This window comes from Streptomyces sp. 1-11, assembly GCF_007176755.1.
In the GTDB taxonomy this organism is placed as follows: Bacteria; Actinomycetota; Actinomycetes; order Streptomycetales; family Streptomycetaceae; genus Streptomyces.
Genome location: NZ_BJTV01000012.1, coordinates 256,305 through 274,026, shown reverse-complemented (window position 1 = coordinate 274,026; position 17,722 = coordinate 256,305). Strand labels below are relative to the sequence as shown.

Here is a 17,722-nt window from a genome sequence, read left to right as displayed (position 1 = left end):
CTGGAAATGGATGTCCGCGATGACCGGGATCTGCGACTTGCGGGCGATCGTCGCGAGAGCGTCCGCGTCGTCCTGCGTGGGGCAGGCGACACGGACGATCTGGCAGCCGGACGCGGTCAGCTCGGCGATCTGCTGCAGGGTGGCGCCGATGTCCGACGTGCGGGTCGTCGTCATCGACTGGACCGAGACGGGCGCGTCTCCGCCGACCGCCACGGTTCCGACCTGGATCTGCCGGCTCTTCCGGCGCTCGGCGAGCTTGGTCGGAACGGACGGCATGCCGAGAGAAATCGCAGTCATCTGCTGTGCAACCCCAAGTCGTGGATCAACATCCGGCCCCGTGATCGGCGGGCTCCAGGCTTCGAGATTACGGCACCGGTACGGGCGCGGGCACATCCCACCCGGCAAACCCACCCGATGGAAGGCGGCCCCGGGCCACCCCGCTCCCGGCCGCGCCGGAGCGGGGCACCCCCATGCTCGGGGCCGCTTCCCAACGCCCGGTGACTAAGAGATTTTCACCGGGTTAACGACGTCGGCGATCAGCACGAGGATCGTGAAGCAGACGAAGATCCCCGCCACCACGTACGCCACCGGCATCAGCTTCGCCACGTCGAACGGGCCCGGGTCCGGGCGGCGCAGCACCCGGGCCACGGCGCGCCGCAGCGACTCCCACAGGGCGCCCGCGATGTGCCCGCCGTCGAGCGGGAGCAGCGGGAGCATGTTGAACAGGAACAGGGAGAGGTTGAACCCGGCGACCACGAAGACGGCCATGGCCAGCTGCTGCGAGGCCGGGATGTCCAGCGTGGCGATCTCACCGGTGACCCGGGCCGCGCCGACGATGCCCATCGGGGAGTCGGGTTCGCGCGGGCCGTCGCCGAAGGCCGCGTTCCACAGCGCGGGGATCTTGCCGGGCAGCGCGATGAGCGAGTCGACGGCGTCGCCGACCCGGTCGGTCATCCACGTCACGGACTGGCCGAGGTCCTGCCTGACGACGCCGGTGGCGGAGCTGAAGCCGAGGAAGCCCGCCTTGACGTACTGGCCCTGGACGTAGGTGCCGCTGGAGTCCTTCTTGGCGACCTGGTTGGTGGCGATCTTCGCGTGCAGGGTCACTTCCTGGCCCTTGCGGTCGACGACGATCGCGACCTCCTTGCCCGCGCTGTCCCGGATGAGGTCGGACAGCGTGCTCCACTCCTTGGTCGGCGTGCCGTCGAAGGAGACGATCCGGTCGCCGTTCTTCATGCCGGCGGCCGCCGCCGGGGAGGGCGGGTCGGACTTCTTGCAGGTGTCGCGGTTCTCGCTCTGCGCGATGACGCAGGGCGAGACGGAGGCGACGGTGGTGGTCTGCTGCTGGATGCCGAAGCCCATGAGCACGGTGAGGAACAGCGCGACCGCGAGCACCAGGTTCATGAACGGGCCCGCGAACATGACGATGACGCGCTTCCACGGCTTGCGCGTGTAGAACATGCGCGTCTCGTCGCCCTCCTTCAGCTCCTCGAAGGCGGCGGAGCGGGCGTCCTCGATCATGCCGCGCCACGGGGAGGTGGAGCGGGCGGAGACCCGGCCGGCGTCGTCCGGCGGGAACATGCCGATCATGCGGATGTAGCCGCCGAGCGGGACGGCCTTGATGCCGTACTCGGTCTCGCCCTTCCTGCGCGACCAGATGGTCGGGCCGAATCCGACCATGTACTGCGGCACGCGGATGCCGAAGAGCTTCGCCGTGGACAGGTGCCCCAGCTCGTGCCACGCGATGGAGACGAGCAGGCCGACCGCGAAGACCACTATGCCGAGGATGAACATCAAGGTCGTCATGCACGCGCCTCCGCGGTCCGGGCTGTCAGTTCGCGGGCCCGGGCGCGGGCCCAGGTCTCCGCTTCGAGGACGTCCGACACGGTGAGCGGAGTTCCCGCGGCCGGGGTGCCGTGCTCCTCGACCACCCGGGTGACGGTCTCCATGATCCCGTTGAAGGGCAGCGCGCCGCTGCGGAAGGCCTCGACGCATTCCTCGTTGGCGGCATTGAACACCGCCGGGGCCGTGCCCGCGAGCCGCCCCACGTGACGGGCCAGGTTCACCGAGGGGAAGGCCTCGTCGTCGAGCGGGAAGAACTCCCACGTGGAGGCCTTGCTCCAGTCGAAGGCGGGCGCCGCGTCCGGGACGCGTTCGGGCCAGCCCAGGCCGATGGCGATGGGCCCGCGCATGTCGGGCGGCGTCGCCTGGGCGATCGTGGACCCGTCGGTGAACTCGACCATCGAGTGGACGTACGACTGCGGGTGCACGACGACCTCGATGCGGTCGAAGGGGATGTCGTACAGCAGGTGCGCCTCGATGACCTCGAGGCCCTTGTTGACCAGGGTCGCGGAGTTGATCGTGATCACCGGGCCCATCGCCCAGGTGGGGTGGGCGAGGGCGTCCTCGACGGTGACGTCCGCCAGCTCGGCCTTGGTGCGGCCGCGGAAGGGGCCGCCGGAGGCGGTGACGACCAGCTTGCGCACGTCGGCCCGGGTGCCGGCGGCGAGGGCCTGGAAGAGGGCCGCGTGCTCGGAGTCGACGGGGATGATCTGGCCGGGTTTGGCGAGCGCCTTGACCAGCGGGCCGCCGACGATCAGCGACTCCTTGTTGGCGAGCGCGAGCGTGCGACCTGCCTCCAGGGCGGCCAGGGTGGGCGCGAGGCCGATGGATCCGGTGATGCCGTTCAGCACGGTGTGGCAGTCGGAGGCGGCGATCTCGGTGGCCGCGTCCGGTCCGGCGAGGATCTCGGGCAGCGGCTCCGAGGCGCCGTAGAGCCCGGTCAGCGCCTCGCGCAGGGCCGGCACGGCGTCCTGCCGGGCGACCGCGACGGTCCGCGCCCCCAGACGGTGCGCCTGCTCGGCGAGCAGGGCCGGGCGGCCGCCGTTCGCGGCCAGGGCGGTGACCCGGAAGCGGTCGGGGTGGCGCAGCACGAGGTCGATGGCCTGGGTTCCGATGGACCCGGTGGAGCCGAGGATCACCACGTCCTTCGGGCCGTCTCCCGCGAGGGGGTCGTACACGAGATGCGGGTCGGCGAGGGGCGCGGGGCTGGCGGGACTGTCGGTCATCCCCCCATTGTCGCCGCAAGCCGCCGCCGTCCGTGCCGGGTGTTCCGAAGCCGGGGCGTGCCACCCGTTTTTGTCGTCGAAAGGGGTGATTGCCCTCGTATCCGACGATGTGAGGCCGACGTCAGGAACATCCTCACACCGGCGTCAACCGCGTGCCGGCGCGTACCGCCGGACCGGGTGAATTCCCGGGCACCGGGCGCTCGCGCATGGCATTCTGCCCGCTGGAGCCACGTCCGCAGGGGCTCACAGGGGGAGGAGAGACACCACGATGAACCGCATGCGCACGACCGCGACCGTCCTGGCCGCGGCGGGGGTCTTCACCGCCGCTCAGCTCGGTCTGGGCGGTGTCGCGTCGGCCGCGACGGCGACGAGCAGCGGCTGCCCGGTCGACCTGGTCTACCCGAGCCGCTTCTACGTCGACTCGCACGGCTGGGTGACGAACGGCGGTCTGTACTTCGGGATCAAGAACAAGAGCACGACCAAGAACTTCACCAAGGTCACGTTCACCGTCACCAACGTCCGCAACATCCGCTTCGGCACGGCCAAGGCGAAGGGCGGCAAGGTCACCAAGAACACGACCAAGACGGTGTCCGTGTACACCACGACGCTCAAGAAGAAGACCAGCCTCGGCGTGAAGGTGCCCACGCACCTGCTCAACACCCGTTCCTACAAGGTGAAGTTCACCCTGAAGGGCACGGGCTGGAACTGCGCCTCGAACCAGGGCACCTGGGGCGTCTGAGCCCAGGCGCCCGGTCCGGGACGGGATGTTCAGGCGCCGAAGGGGCGCCGCTCGTTCGGCCGTGCGGACGGTCCGGGGGTCGCGTCGGCGATCCACGGGCCGTCCCCGGACGGGTCGATGACGCCCTCCTCGAGCCAGGTGTAGGCCCCGCCGAGGACTCCCTTGACCACCTTGCCGTCGATGTCGTCGGTGTTGGCCCACAGCCGGCCGAAGAGTTCCTCGACCCTGATGCGGGACTGCCGGCAGAAGGCGTCGGCGAGCTGGTAGGCCTCGCGGCCGTGGCCGCCCTCGGCGCGCAGCCGCTCGGCGCGGACGCAGGCCGCGCTCATCGCGAACAGTTCGGCGCCGATGTCCACGATCCGGCCGAGGAAGCCCTGCTTGGTCTCCATCCGGCCCTGCCAGCGGGACATGGCGTAGAAGGTGGAGCGGGCCAGCTTGCGGGCGTGCCGCTCGACGTAGCGCAGATGGCCGGAGAGGTCGACCTCGCGCTTGAACTCGCCGTACGAAGAGGGCAGCTGCCCGGGTCCGGCGACCAGCTTCGGCAGCCACTTGGCGTAGAAGACGCCCGCGTTGGCGCCCGCCTTCGCCTTGTCCGAGAGGGTCTTGTCGGGGTCGATGAGGTCACCGGCGACCGACAGGTGGGCGTCCACGGCCTCGCGGGCGATCAGCAGGTGCATGATCTCCGTGGAGCCCTCGAAGATCCGATTGATGCGCAGGTCGCGCAGCATCTGCTCGGCGGGGACGGCCCGCTCGCCGCGCGCCTTCAGGGACTCCGCGGTCTCGTAGCCGCGGCCGCCGCGGATCTGGACCAGTTCGTCGGCCATCAGCCAGGCCATCTCGGAGCCGTAGAGCTTGGCGAGGGCGGCCTCGATGCGGATGTCGTTGCGGTCCTCGTCGGCCATCTGCGAGGACAGGTCGAGCACCGCCTCCAGGGCGAAGGTGGTGGCCGCGATGAAGCTGATCTTGGAGCCGACGGCCTCGTGCAGCGCCACCGGCTTGCCCCACTGCTCCCGCTCCGCCGCCCACTCCCGGGCGATCTTCAGGCACCACTTGCCGGCGCCGGCGCACATCGCGGGCAGCGACAGCCGGCCGGTGTTGAGGGTGGTGAGCGCGATCTTCAGGCCCGCGCCCTCCGGGCCGATGCGGTTGGCGGCGGGCACCCGGACCTGGTGGAAGCGGGTGACGCCGTTCTCGATGCCGCGCAGCCCCATGAAGGCGTTGCGGTTCTCGACGGTGATGCCCTCGGCGGTGGCCTCCACCACGAAGGCCGTGATCCCGCCCTTGTGCCCCTCGGACTTCGGCACCCGTGCCATCACGACGAGCAGGTCGGCGACGACGCCGTTGGTGGTCCACAGCTTGACGCCGTCGAGGACGTAGTGGTCGCCGTCGGGCACGGCGGTGGTGGCCAGGCGTGCGGGGTCGGAGCCCACGTCCGGCTCGGTGAGCAGGAACGCGGAGATGTCGGTGCGGGCGCAGCGGGGCAGGAAGGCGTCCTTCTGCTCCTGGGTGCCGAACATCTTCAGCGGCTGCGGCACGCCGATCGACTGGTGGGCGGAGAGCAGGGCGCCGATCGCCGGGCTGGCGGAGCCGGCCAGGGCCAGCGCCTTGTTGTAGTAGAGCTGGGTGAGGCCGAGACCGCCGTACTTCGGGTCGATCTTCATGCCGAGGGCGCCGAGTTCCTTCAGGCCCGTGATGACCTCGTCGGGGATGCGGGCCTCGCGTTCGATGCGGGCGGAGTCGACGGCCGACTCGCAGAAGGCGCGCAGTTTCGCCAGGAACTCCTCGCCCCGCCGCACGGACTCGGCGTCGGGGAGCGGATGGGGGTGGATGAGGTCGAGCCGGAAGCGCCCGAGGAACAGTTCCTTGGCGAAACTCGGCTTGTGCCAGTCCTGTTCCCGGGCGGCCTCCGCCACCTGGCGGGCCTCGCGTTCGGTGACGGTGGTGCGTTGGGTGGTGGGGGCGGACATTGACACTCACCTCGCCGCGAAGAGGGATCATTGGGGGTCGTTCATTACCGACCGGTGCTACTGGATCGTTGGTACCCGAATCGGGCCGCTCCCACCACCCCTCACGCGCCGTTCGGGTGGAACCGCCGCCGCGGGGTGACGACGGGGAGGTGCGCCGGTTCGCCGCGGCGCCTCCTGCCGTCGGGAATTGCTGTCGAAGCGCTTCGACAGCCTATGGACACCCACTGCCGCTGGGGCTACTGTCGAACCACCCTCACTCGCCCTTGTCAGCAATGCGCTCTGTCGAAGCGCTTCACAAAGCTTGGAGAGCCGGATGGTCACCCTCGCCGAGGTCGCCCAGCACGCCGGAGTCTCGGCGAGCACGGTGAGCTATGTCCTCAGCGGCAAGCGGTCCATCTCCGCCACCACCCGGGAACGGGTCGAGCGCAGCATCCGGGAGCTGGGCTACCACCCGAACGCGGGCGCCCGCGCCCTGGCGAGCGCCCGGTCGAACATCATCGCGCTGATGATCCCGCTGCGCACCGACCTGTACGTGCCGGTGATGATGGAGATCGCCGTCGCGGTGGCCACCACGGCCCGCGCCCACGGGTACGACGTCCTGCTGCTCACCGGCGAGGAGGGCCCGGGCGCGGTGCGCCGGGTCACCGGCAGCGGGCTCGCCGACGCGATGATCCTCATGGACGTGGAGCTGGAGGACGAGCGGCTGCCGCTGCTGCGCGGCTCGCACCAGCCGTCCGTGCTGATCGGCCTTCCCGCCGAGGCCGGCGGGCTGACCTGCGTCGACCTGGACTGGACGGCGACGGGCGCGCTGTGCGTGGAGCACCTGGCCGGGCTCGGCCACCGCGACATCGCTGTCATCGGCGAGGCCCCGGCCGTGTACGAGCGGCACACCGGCTTCGCCGAGCGCACCCTCGACGGGCTCCGCGCCCGGGCCCGGCAGACCGGCGTCCGGGTGCTGCACCGGCCGTGCGAGGGCGGGTACGACGCGATGGCCGTGACGCTGGCCCGGATCCTGGACGAGCGGCCCGGGACCAGCGGGTTCGTCGTGCAGAACGAGTCCGCGGTGGAGCCCCTGCTCGCGCTGCTGCGCCAGCAGGGCCGGGCGGTGCCCGAGGACGTGTCCGTCATCGCGATCTGCCCGGACCAGGTCGCGGTGCAGGCCTCGGTGCGGCTGACCTCGGTCGCCATCCCCGCGCAGGAGATGGGCCGGCACGCCGTGGAGCACCTGATGGCCAAGCTGGCCGGGCGGGGCGACGACGAGGTCGTGCTGATCACGCCCGAGCTGACGGTACGGGCGAGCACGGGGCCGGCCCCCGCCGCGCCCTGACGCGCCCCTTCCCCTTCCCGCCCTCCGCCCCGCACGCCCGGGGCACCGCGCTGCCTGTCTTCCCTGTCTGCACTCCTTCAGGAGCATGCCCGTGAACCAGCCTGCCGGAATTCAGCCCAAGGTCAGCCTCGCCCAGTCCTCCCCCACCGCCGGCACCTTCCGCGAGCGGGACGGCGCGCTGGAGTGGAGCGGCCGCCAGGAGACGGTGCGGATCGAGCCGTGGGGTCCGGACGCGGTCCGGGTACGCGCCCGGCTCGGCGGCCCGGTGCTGGAGGGGCTGCCGGGCGCCCTGTTCGACGAACGTCCGCCGGCCGTGGGCTCGGTGAAGACCGGCGACGCCCAGGCGCTGCTGACCGTCGGCGCGCTGACCGTGGAGGTGAGCGCCGAGGGCCTGGTCCGCTTCCTGCGCACCGACGACCGATCGGAGCTCCTCGCCGAGGAGCGGGCCCACTTCTGGTGGCCGGGCCCGCGCCTGTACACGGCCGTCGGGGGCGGCCACCACCGGCTGGAGCAGCGCTTCGCCGCCTACGAGGGCGAGCGGCTGTACGGCCTGGGCCAGCACCAGCACGGCCGGCTGGACCAGAAGGGCCTGGTGCTGGACCTGGTGCAGCGCAACGCCGAGGTGAGCGTGCCGGTGCTGGTGTCCAGCCGGGGCTACACCGTGCTGTGGAACAACCCGGCGATCGGCCGGGTGGAGCTGGCGGCCAACGGCACCCGCTGGGTGGCCGACTCCGCCCGCCAGATCGACTACTGGATCACCGCGGGCGCTCCGGCCGAGGGGCAGCGCAACTACAGCGCGGTGACCGGGCGTTCGCCGATGCTGCCGAGGTGGGCGGCGGGCTTCTGGCAGTGCAAGCTGCGCTACCGCACCCAGGACGAACTCCTCGCCGTGGCCCGTGAGTACCGGCGCCGGGGCCTGCCGATCTCCGCGATCGTCTGCGACTTCTTCCACTGGACCCACCTCGGCGAATGGAAGTTCGACCCGAAGGAGTGGCCGGACCCCGCGGCGATGGTCCGCGAACTGGACGAGCTGGGCATCAAGCTGGTGGTGTCCGTGTGGCCGTCGGTGTCCCCGCTGAGCGAGAACCACCCGCTGATGGAGCAGCGCGGCTACTTCATCGGCACCCAGTACGGTCCGATGGCGCACGCCGACTGGCCGGACAAGGAGGTCGCCTCCACCGTCCAGGTGGCCTTCTACGACGCCACCAACCCGCGGGCCCGCGAGTTCGTCTGGTCGCGGATCAGGGACAACTACCTGGTCCCGTACGGCATCACCGCGTTCTGGCTGGACGCCTGCGAGCCGGAGCTGAAGCCGGGCTTCGCCGGGAACCTGCGCTACTGGGCCGGGCCCGGCCTGGAGGTCGGCAACCTCTACCCGGCGGAGAACTCCCGCACCTTCCACGAGGGCCTGCGGGCCTCCGGCGAGGAGGAGGTGATCACCCTCAACCGCTCGGCGTGGGCGGGCAGTCAGCGTTACGGCGCCGCCCTGTGGTCCGGTGACATCGGCACCGACTTCGCGACCCTGCGCCGCCAGATCGCGGCCGGGCTCAACACCGGGCTGTCGGGCATCCCCTGGTGGAACACCGACATCGGCGGCTTCCACGGCGGCGACCCGGACGACCCGGCGTACCGGGAGGTCATGGTCCGCTGGTTCCAGTTCGGCGCGCTGTCCCCGCTGATGCGCCTGCACGGCTTCCGCGACCCGGGCACGGAGCTGGGCCCGGAGATGACCGGCGGCCCGAACGAGGTGTGGTCCTACGGCGAGGAGGCCGGCGCGATCCTGGAGGAGTACCTGCGGCTGCGCGAGCGTCTGCGGCCGTATGTGCTGCGGGCGATGCGGGAGGCGCACGAGGAGGGGCTGCCGGTGATGCGGCCGCTGTTCCTGGAGTTCCCCGGCGACCAGGCTGCCTGGTCCGTCGACGACGCCTATCTCCTCGGCCGTGACCTGCTGGTCGCGCCGGTGCTGACGGCGGGCGCCACGGCCCGCACGGTCCACCTCCCGGCGGGCGCGCGCTGGACGGACGCCTGGACGGGCGAGACGTACCGGGGCGGTGCGGCGGTGACGGTGGACGCCCCGCTGGAGCGCATCCCGCTGTTCCTGCGGGACGGCGCACAGCTGCCGATCACCGGCTGAGCACGTGCGGAAGGGGCCGGCCCCGGACGGGACCGGCCCCTCGTGCCCCGCTCAGCCGCTGCTGACGCCGTAGCCGGCGCCCGGTCCCCAGATGTTGTTGTAGAGGGTGTAGCCGTTCAGCGTGGTGTTGCCCCACTGGTCGCAGGAGTTCCAGACGGCGGCGGAGGCGGGCGCCGAGGCGAGGCCGACGGTGGCGCCGAGCGCCAGCGCGGGGGCGATCAGGGCCTTGGCGACCCTGCGGGGGGTGGTCGTTGCCATGGTGTCCCTTTCCATGGGTGGGGGGCGGTGGTGACGGGTCACCGCGTCCTCAGGGTGAGGACGCGGTCCTCGCCGGCGACGAGGTCGAGCGGTTCGGCGCCGGCGGAAGTCCGCAGTTCGACACGGAGGGTGCGGCCGGGGCGCAGCACGGCCCGGGCGCCGTCCGGGTTCCACGCCAGGTCGAGCCGGGCGCCGAACCTGGTGCGCACGCCGCGCAGTTCGCCCCGCGGGCAGGTGTCCGGTACGGCGGGCAGCAGGACCAGCCGGTCCGGGGTGGACTGCACGAGCGCCTCGATCAGCACGGCCGGGAGGGTGTGCGCGGCGTCGGCGTTGTAGACGTCACGGCCCGGGTAGTGGGCGCTCATCAGGGAGTCGTGGAAGTAGCCGCCCGCCAGGACCTCGCGCAGGGCGTGGGCGACCCGGCCGGCGTCCCGCAGCCGTGCGGCGAGCAGGGCGTGGTGCAGGTGGCCGTGGGCGGAGTGGTTCTCGGCGCCGCGCAGTTCGAGGGCGCGGTGGGCGGCGGCGGCCAGGTCCGGGGTGTCGTAGGGGTTGATCTCGTCCAGGGGCCAGACGCCGTAGAGGTGGCTGAGGTGGCGGTGCTCGTAGGTGTCCTCCAGGCCGGGCCAGGCCCACTCGGCGAGCGCGCCGTCGGCGTTGACCCGGTGCGGGGGCAGCCGGCCGGCCAGCGCCCGCCAGGCTTCGGCCCGTTCGGGGTGGTAGCGGGCGGCGGTCAGCAGGGCGTGCCGGGCGGCGGAGAGGTCCATCGCCGCGTCGAGGGCGCCCCAGCCGGCGTTGGCGGGCCGGTTCTCCGGCGAGTAGGACGGGACGACGACGAGGTGGCCGTCGGGTCCGGTGCGGGTGAGGAAGTCCTCGTAGAAGACGGCGATCTCGGCGAGGACGGCGGCGGTGCGCGGGTCGCGCGCGCCGCGGACCTCGTCGTGGTCGACGAGCGGCTTGACCAGCCAGTCGGCGCCGGCGGTCCACAGGTGCAGCGGGTACTCCCGGCTGAAGTGGCAGGCGTACCCGGACTCGCCGTCGCTGTGGGCGGGGGCGACCACGCCCCGCGCCCCGAACAGGGACCGGGCGTTCTCCCGCCAGTCGGGGAGTTGCCGGTCGACGAGGGCCTCGGTGACCTCGGGGAGGGCGGCGGCGGCCGCGGAGGCGGTCTGCAGGTTCAGGTTGGCGTCGTTGGTGAACGCCCCGGACCAGGCGGTGTCCCAGTCGCCGGTCCACAGGCCGGTCAGGCGGGGCGGGCACAGGCCGCTGCTGGAGAGCAGGTGGTAGCGGCCGGCGGCGAACAGCCGCTCCAGCAGGGCGGCGCCGGCCGGGCGCCGGAGCAGTTCGGAGCCGGGCAGGGCGCGCTCGGTGGGGTCGGCTTCGAGGTCGAGGGTGACCCGCAGGTAGGCGGTGCGGTGGCGGGCCAGGTGCCGGTCGAGCAGCTCGGCGTAGGGCCGCTCGGCGCCGTCCAGGAGGTCGCGCAGTTCCCGGCTCTCGGCGACCACGTCCAGGTCGCCGGTGTGGCGGCGCACCCGGGTCAGCAGCAGCACCGAGCGGGCGCTGGTGACGCGGACGCCGGGCGGGACCAGTTCGGTGGTGCCGCCGGACGCGGCGACCAGGGTGACGCCGGTGCAGGCGCGGTCGCTGTCCGGGTAGCGGGCGCGCAGGCTCAGCAGCGCGCCCTCGGGGGTGAGGAAGGCGCCGTGGCCGACACCGAGGCCCGCCGGGGCGCCCGGCAGCCGGTGGTCCAGGCAGACGGCGAGGTCGGTGGCCTCGACCTCCTGGACGATCACGTCGTCGGCGCGGGAGACGAAGACCCGGCTGCTCCAGCCGGCGCAGGCGGCCGTGGCCTCGCCGGTGGTGAAGTCGACGGCGCGGCGGTATCCGCGCACCTCGGCGCCGGGTCCGCGCAGGCGTACCTGGAACGCCGGGTGGAACGGCTGCACCCATTGCAGCGGGCGGCCGTCGGTGAAGCGCTCGGCGGCCCGGTGGTCGCCGGCCAGCAGGCGGTCCTGGAGGGCGGGCAGCTCGGCGGCGAGGCGGGGCGGGCGGGCGTGTTCGGTGCCGTTCGGGCGGACCAGGGTGTGATGGGTGACGATGACCCGGTCGTCGTTCGGAGTGCCGGACGCCAGGGCGCCGTGGTGGCCGTTCCCGGTCAGGAAGGCGTCCTCCCAGCGGCCTGCGGGGGCCGGCTCCCAGGTGCCGTGGACGGGGGTTACGCCCGGGGCCTCGGCCGTGCCGTCGACGGGGGCCCCGGTCACGGCCGCAGCACCGCCACGCCGTAGCGGCCGAGGGTGACCTCGCCTGTGACGGCGGCCTCCGTGAGCAGCTCGTGGTGGGTGCCCGGGACCGGGACGGTGACCGGTTCGCGTCCGTGGTTGAGCAGGAACAGCAGCTCGCCCCGGCGCACCGCCTCGACGCCCGCCGGGAGCCCGTCGAGCACCGGGCGCACCCCCGCCTCGCCGGCGACCCCGGCGAGCAGCGCGCGCAGCGCCTCCGGCTCGGGGAGCGTCGAGACGTACCAGGCGCGTCCCCGGCGCAGCACGGCGGGCAGCTCGTCCAGCTCGCCGCCCCGGTACGGCACCGTGTTCGCGGCGCCGGGCTCGGCTTCGATCTCCTCCGACCACAGGGTGCCGCGGAAGTCCTCGCACTCCACGGCCTCCCCCGGCGCCAGCGGCCACCACTCGTGCAGGGTGCGGATGCCGAACAGCTCGCGCAGCCGGGGGTCCATGCCTCCGGGCCGGACCCGGTCGTCCTCGTCGGCGACGCCGGTGAGGAAGCCGCACACCAGGTGGCCGCCGCCCCGGACGTGTGCGAGGAGGTTGTCGACCGCCCGGTCCGTGAGGAGGTAGAGCTGGGGCACGACGACGAGCCGGTAGCCGGACAGGTCGTGCTCCGGGTGGGCGAAGTCGGTGGCCAGGTGGGCCTCCCACAGCGCGCGGTGCCAGGCGTGCAGCACCTCGGGCAGGCCGGCCTCGGTGGACAGCCGGCCCGCGTGGTCGCCGGCCCACCAGGAGTGCCAGTCGTGCAGGATCGCGATGCCGGCGTCGCCGTGCCGCCCGGCCACCTCCGGTCCGACGCGGGCGAGTTCGCGCCCCAGGCGCGCGGTCTCCTGGTAGGTGCGGCCCTGTTCGCCGGCGTGGGAGACCATCCCGGAGTGGAACTTCTCCGCGCCCTGCCGGGACTGGCGCCACTGGAAGTAGCAGACGGCGTCGGCGCCCCGGGCGACCGCCTGGAAGGACCACAGCCGGTTCAGTCCGCGCGGCTTGGGGTGGTTGACCCCGCGCCAGTTGACCGCTCCGGCCGCCTGCTCCATCAGCATCCACGGTCCGCGCGCCTGCGACCGGGTGAGGTCCTGCACCAGGGCGCCGCGCTGGGCCCCGAGCGGGTCGCGCGGGTCCGGGTACAGGTCGACGGAGACCACGTCCTCCTCCTCGGCCCAGCGCCAGGCGTCCTGACCGAACCACAGCGGCATGAAGTTGGTGGTCACCGGCAGGTGCGGGGTGTGCCGGCGGACGATGTCCCGCTCGGCGGTGAAGCACTCCAGGAGCATGTCGGAGGTGAAGCGGCGGAAGTCCAGCACCTGGCCGGGGTTGTTCAGGTAGTGGGCGCGGCGCGGCGGCAGGATGCCGTCCCAGGTGTCGTAGTCCTGGCCCCAGAAGGCGGTGCCCCACGCCGAGTTGAGGGCGTCGAGGGTGCCGTGGCGGTCGCGCAGCCAGTGGCGGAACGCGGCGGCCGCCTCGTCGCCGTAGTCGTAGGTGCAGTACTCGTTGTTGATGTGCCACATGGTGAGCGCCGGGTGGCCGGCGTAGCGGGCGGCCAGGTCCTCGGTGATGGCGGCGGCGTGGCGGCGGTAGGCGGCGCTGGAGTGCGAGAAGTGCTGCCGTCCGCCCCACCACTCGGTCCGTCCGTCGGCGTCCCTGGGCAGGGTGTCCGGGTGCAGCCGGCCCAGCCAGGGCGGCGGGGAGGAGGTGGGGGTGGCGAGGACGACGCCCACCCCGTTGCCGTGCATCAGGTCCATCAGCCGGTCCAGCCAGCCGAACTCCCGCTCACCCGGCGCCGGTTCGAGTCTCGACCAGGAGAAGACGCCGAGGGTGACGGAGTTGACCCCGGCCTCCTTCATCAGGCGGACGTCCTCCCGCCAGATCTCCTCGGGCCACTGCTCGGGGTTGTAGTCGCCCCCGAAGAGGACACGGCCGCGGGTGGCGTCGGCGAGATGCGGCCGCACGCGGGCACCCCGGCGTCCGGGGCTCATCCCTTCACCGCCCCGGTCAGCATCCCCTTCTTGAAGTGCTTCTGGACGAACGGCGACAGGACGGCCACCGGGAGCAGGGCCATCACCATGACCGCCATCTGGATGGCCAGCGGCGAGAGCTGACCGGTGTTGATCTGCGTGGCGAGCCCCACCGGGCGCTCCTGCTTCTGCACCAGCTGGATCATCACGTTCTGCAGCGGCATCATCCTCTGGTCGGTGAGGTAGATCGAGGCGTTGAACCAGGCGGACCAGTACCCCACGGCGTAGAACAGGGTGATGACCGCCAGCACCGCCCGGGACAGCGGCAGCACGATCTGCCACAGGATGCGCCAGTCCCCCGCCCCGTCGATCCGCGCGCTGTCGATGAGTTCGGGCGAGATGCCCATGAAGAACCCGCGCAGCACGAGGATGTTGAAGACGCTGACCGCGCTGGGCAGGATCAGCGCGAGGTAGGTGTCGGTCAGGCCGAGGGCCTGCACCAGCAGGTACGTCGGGATCAGTCCGGCGCCGAAGAACATCGTCGCGAGCAGGGCCAGCAGGATCCAGCGGTGCCCCAGTGAGCCACGGCGCGACAGGCCGTAGGCGCACAGTACGGAGACCGTCATGCTGAACAGCGTGCCGACGGCCGTGACCCCGACGCTGACCAGGGCGGCCCGCTGCACCTGCCCGCCGCTCAGCAGCTCCTGGTAGGCGACGAAGGTGACGCCCTTCGGGATCACCACGAGGCCGCCGGTGCCGTCGATGACCTTCTTCGGGGACAGGCTGGTGACGATCACGATCCACAGCGGGAGCAGGACCGCGAGGCCCGCGACGAGGAGGACGAGTCCCTTCGCGGCGAGTCCGGCGCGGGCCGGCTCCTCCTCCCAGGAGGGCCTGGGCGGCGCCGCCCAGCGGCGCGACCGCTGCCCCGTCGTGCCGGTGACCGGCGGCCGGTCGGCCACGGCGCTCACTTCTCGTACACCCCCTGCTCGCCCATGAGGTGGGCCACCTTGTTCGCCACGAGGACGAGGGTCAGTCCGACGACGCCCTTGATCAGGCCGGCCGCCGCCGCGTAGCTGAAGTCCTGGTTGCGGATGCCGTTCCACCACACGTAGGTGTCCAGCACCTCGGAGGCGTCCGGGCCCACCGCCTGCCGCTGGAGCAGGAACTGCTCGAAGCCGACAGTGAGGGCGTCACCGACGCGCAGCACCAGCAGCAGCGCGATCACCGGGCGCAGGGCGGGCAGCGTGATGTGCCACATGCGGCGCAGGCGTCCGGCGCCGTCCATGGCCGCGGCCTCGTACAGGTCGGTGGGGACGGCGGCGAGGGCCGCGAGGAAGACGATGATCCCCCAGCCCGCGTCCTTCCAGACCATCTGGGCGGTCACCAGGTACTTGAAGACCGACGGGTCGGTCATGACGTCGAACCCGGCGTGCCCGTGCTCGCGCAGGGTCTGCGCGATGACGCCGGCGCCGCCGAAGATCTGCTGGAAGACGGTGACGACCAGCACCCAGGAGAAGAAGTGCGGCAGATACATGACCGCCTGGGCGACCGCCCGCACCCGGGGCCGGACCACGCTGTTGATGAGCAGCGCCAGCGCGATCGGCACCGGGAAGAACAGCACGAGCTGGAGGAGGAACAGGGTGAACGTGTTCCGCACCGCGTGCCAGAACTCCGGGTCCGCGAAGACCCGCTGGAACTGCTCCAGGCCGGCCCCGGGGCTCTGCAGCATGGCGAGGAAGCCGTTGTCGCTGAGGTAGGGGTCGTAGTCCTGGAAGGCGACGACGTTGCCGAGGATCGGGACGTAGTTGAAGACCAGCAGCAGCGACAGGACGGGCACCGTCATCAGGATCAGGGCCCGGTCACGCCGGAACCTGACCCCGAGGGTAAGCCTGCCGCGGCGGTCCCGGCGGCTCCCGGCTGCGCCGCCGGGAGGCGCCGGGGCCCGTTTCGCCCCGGCCCGGCCGCGGGGCACGGTGCTGGTCACTTCGCCGAGCCGGTGTCGTCGAGCAGCTTCCGGTACCAGTCGCGCAGGTCGTCGCCGCCCCTCTTCTTCCAGTCGGACACGGCCTGCTGCACGTCGGCGACCTTCTTGCGGCCGCGCACGACGTCGTCCTCCAGCTGCTCGAAGTCGTCGGCCAGGTTGGCCCAGCGGCTCGGCTCGGTGACCGTGAGGCCGTAGAAGGAGGACTTCCTGGTGAAGGCGCCCATGCGCTGCTGCCACTCGACCATGCCCCGGGTGACGTCGGGGAGGTCGGGGTGGGCGACGAAGGCGGCCGGGTCGCCGGTGTAGTCGAAGGCGCCGACGACCTCGTTGACGCCTTTGGTGGTCTTGGTGGGGACGCCCTTCCTCAGGTCGAAGTCGGTGCTCTGCACCCCGTAGTTGGTGAGCAGCCATTCCTTGGTGCCGTACGGGGAGGCGCAGAAGTTGGCGATCGCCAGGAAATCCTTGATCTGCCGCTCGGACGCTTTCTTGCTGACGAAGGTGAAGATGTTGGCGGGCTGGACCGCCCAGAGCAGCGGGTCGCCGCCGTCGTGGGTGAAGATGTCCATCGCCGCCATCTCGAAGTCGCTGCTCTGGGTGCGCTGTTCGGAGGTCTTGCCGAACCAGTCGGACAGGTCCTGGTTGTAGACGAGGAGCTTGCCGGCGGTGAAGCGGGCGTTCGCCGGGTTGGCGGTCTTGCCCGCCTTGTCGTCGGGGTGGACGACTCCGGCGGCGAAGAGCTTGCGGGCCCACTCCAGGGCTTCCAGGTACTCCTCGGTCTCGATCCGGTTGATCAGCTTGCCGTCCTTCAGGTTCCACCACAGCGCCTTGTCGCTGCCGTTGAGCACGCCGAAGGCGTTGAAGGCGGTCCACTTCATGTCGGAGCAGGCCCACACACCGCCCTTGGCGTCGGTGGCCTCCTTCGCCCAGGCCAGGAACTCGTCGGTGGACCGGGGAAGCCGCCAGCCCTTCTTGTCGAAGACGTCCTTGCGGTAGAACGGCGCGATGTTGGTGACACAGGAGGCGGGCATCGGGATCGCGCGCAGCCGGCCGCCGAAGATGGCGCGCTGCCAGGCGTCGGTGGGGACGGCCGCGAGGTTCGGGTAGTCCTTGACCCTGTCACCGGACAGGTAGGGGCCGAGATCGGCGAACTTGGCGTTGACGGCGCTCGGGATCCTGCCGTTGAGGTTCCAGCCGGGGACGACCACGACGTCCGGGATGTCGCTGGAGGCGAGCACGGCGCCCAGCTTCTCGTCGTAGGTGTTGCCGTCCTGGTTCTGCCAGGTGGTCTCGACGCCGATGGCCGCGTTCATGGCCCTGTAGTACGGGTTGCCGCTGTCCGGCGGGGTGCCCCACAGCGGGGCCATGATCATCAGCGTGCCGCCGCTGCCGAGCTTCTTCGGCACCGAGGTCTTCAGCCGGTCCATGGCGATGGCCTTGGTGAAGCCGGCCGCCGAGCCGTTCTTCGCCGGGATGTCCGGGGCCACGACGCCGGAGGTCACGAACGCGGGGAGGATCTTCTGCGCCGCCTTGCCCGAGGTGGCGCCTTCCTTGCGGCCCTCCTGCCCGCCGCCGCAGGCGGTGAGCAGCGGCATCCCCCCGGCCACCGCCGCGGCGACCGCGGTGGAGGTGAGGAAGCTTCTCCGGCTCGGGGCGGGGGATGCGGAGGCGGCGTTCGGCGTCATTGCGTCAACCCTTCATGGCGCACCAGGACACCCGGCGGTGGGCCGTCGGCTGCGGTGTCTCGAGTGGATCTGGCTGAGCTGAAGCGTTCTCGGCTCTCGGTGCGGAACCTCAGTCGAAGCGCTTCGATGTCGCTGCGAGGTTAAGTGAACACCTGGGGGCGCACAAGGGTCGCTCCCAAGATTCCTCCGCTGCGGCCCGACGACCGCCGATCGTCGGCTCCCCTTGCCAAGTCGGCGCGAAATGAGCCCGATTCCGGTCCACCTCCTTGACACTCCCGGGGCGCCCGCCTGAGCATCGAAGCGCTTCGAAAGCATCACGTCGTTCCGTC

General features: G+C 71.8%; 12 protein-coding genes and 1 pseudogene. 3 read left to right on the top strand and 10 right to left on the bottom strand.

The window, feature by feature from the left end; all coding sequences use genetic code 11:
* From TNCT1_RS25385 to dxr, 3 genes are all read right to left on the bottom strand, one after another.
* The coding region (locus TNCT1_RS25385; protein WP_160160430.1) for a flavodoxin-dependent (E)-4-hydroxy-3-methylbut-2-enyl-diphosphate synthase at window positions 1-297 on the bottom strand (297 nt) is incomplete at its 3' end.
* 204 nt (window positions 298-501) lie between these two features.
* A complete protein-coding gene (locus tag TNCT1_RS25380) occupies window positions 502-1,806 on the bottom strand; it encodes an RIP metalloprotease (protein ID WP_143636136.1) in 1,305 nt (434 codons plus the stop codon).
* Window positions 1,803-3,068 carry a 1-deoxy-D-xylulose-5-phosphate reductoisomerase gene (gene dxr, locus TNCT1_RS25375; protein WP_143636134.1) on the bottom strand — a complete coding sequence of 422 codons (1,266 nt, stop codon included), beginning with the start codon at window positions 3,066-3,068 and terminating at the stop codon, window positions 1,803-1,805. The genes TNCT1_RS25380 and dxr overlap by 4 nt, the downstream gene beginning before the upstream one ends.
* A 277-nt stretch (window positions 3,069-3,345) precedes the next feature.
* Here dxr and TNCT1_RS25370 point away from each other — a divergent pair, with 277 nt between their 5' ends.
* Complete coding sequence (locus TNCT1_RS25370) at window positions 3,346-3,807, top strand: hypothetical protein (protein WP_235902883.1); 462 nt, start codon at window positions 3,346-3,348, stop codon at window positions 3,805-3,807.
* Window positions 3,808-3,836: 29 nt separating this feature from the next.
* Here the strand turns inward: TNCT1_RS25370 and TNCT1_RS25365 are convergent, their stop codons facing one another.
* Window positions 3,837-5,774, bottom strand: coding sequence for an acyl-CoA dehydrogenase family protein (locus TNCT1_RS25365; protein WP_143636130.1), 1,938 nt, complete (start codon window positions 5,772-5,774; stop codon window positions 3,837-3,839).
* A gap of 313 nt (window positions 5,775-6,087) precedes the next feature.
* Between TNCT1_RS25365 and TNCT1_RS25360 the strand changes: the two genes are divergently transcribed.
* Together TNCT1_RS25360 and TNCT1_RS25355 are read left to right on the top strand one after the other, a co-directional pair.
* A complete protein-coding gene (locus TNCT1_RS25360) occupies window positions 6,088-7,101 on the top strand; it encodes a LacI family DNA-binding transcriptional regulator (protein ID WP_143636128.1) in 1,014 nt (337 codons plus the stop codon).
* Between the two features lie 91 nt (window positions 7,102-7,192).
* On the top strand, window positions 7,193-9,235 hold the full coding sequence (locus TNCT1_RS25355; protein WP_143636126.1) for a TIM-barrel domain-containing protein: 2,043 nt from the start codon (window positions 7,193-7,195) through the stop codon (window positions 9,233-9,235).
* 72 nt (window positions 9,236-9,307) lie between these two features.
* Here the strand turns inward: TNCT1_RS25355 and TNCT1_RS25350 are convergent.
* The 6 genes and pseudogenes from TNCT1_RS25350 to TNCT1_RS25325 form a co-directional block, all read right to left on the bottom strand.
* Window positions 9,308-9,493: pseudogene (locus TNCT1_RS25350) on the bottom strand (hypothetical protein); the annotation flags it as partial.
* Between the two features lie 38 nt (window positions 9,494-9,531).
* Window positions 9,532-11,751 (bottom strand): glycoside hydrolase N-terminal domain-containing protein, encoded by a 2,220-nt coding sequence (locus TNCT1_RS25345; protein WP_143636124.1) that lies wholly within the window; start codon window positions 11,749-11,751, stop codon window positions 9,532-9,534.
* Entirely contained in the window at window positions 11,748-13,745 is a 1,998-nt protein-coding gene (locus TNCT1_RS25340; RefSeq protein ID WP_143636122.1) for a beta-galactosidase, read from the bottom strand. Before TNCT1_RS25340 ends, TNCT1_RS25345 begins: the two co-directional genes overlap by 4 nt.
* A complete protein-coding gene (locus TNCT1_RS25335) occupies window positions 13,742-14,695 on the bottom strand; it encodes a carbohydrate ABC transporter permease (protein ID WP_143636120.1) in 954 nt (317 codons plus the stop codon). Before TNCT1_RS25335 ends, TNCT1_RS25340 begins: the two co-directional genes overlap by 4 nt.
* The gene (locus TNCT1_RS25330) at window positions 14,692-15,711 is read right to left on the bottom strand and encodes an ABC transporter permease subunit (RefSeq protein ID WP_174266442.1); all 1,020 of its coding nucleotides are present in this window, start codon (window positions 15,709-15,711) and stop codon (window positions 14,692-14,694) included. The genes TNCT1_RS25335 and TNCT1_RS25330 overlap by 4 nt, the downstream gene beginning before the upstream one ends.
* Window positions 15,708-17,393: an extracellular solute-binding protein gene (locus TNCT1_RS25325; RefSeq protein WP_143636115.1), complete on the bottom strand. Its 1,686-nt coding sequence runs from the start codon at window positions 17,391-17,393 to the stop codon at window positions 15,708-15,710. The genes TNCT1_RS25330 and TNCT1_RS25325 overlap by 4 nt, the downstream gene beginning before the upstream one ends.
* Window positions 17,394-17,722 lie beyond the last annotated feature (329 nt).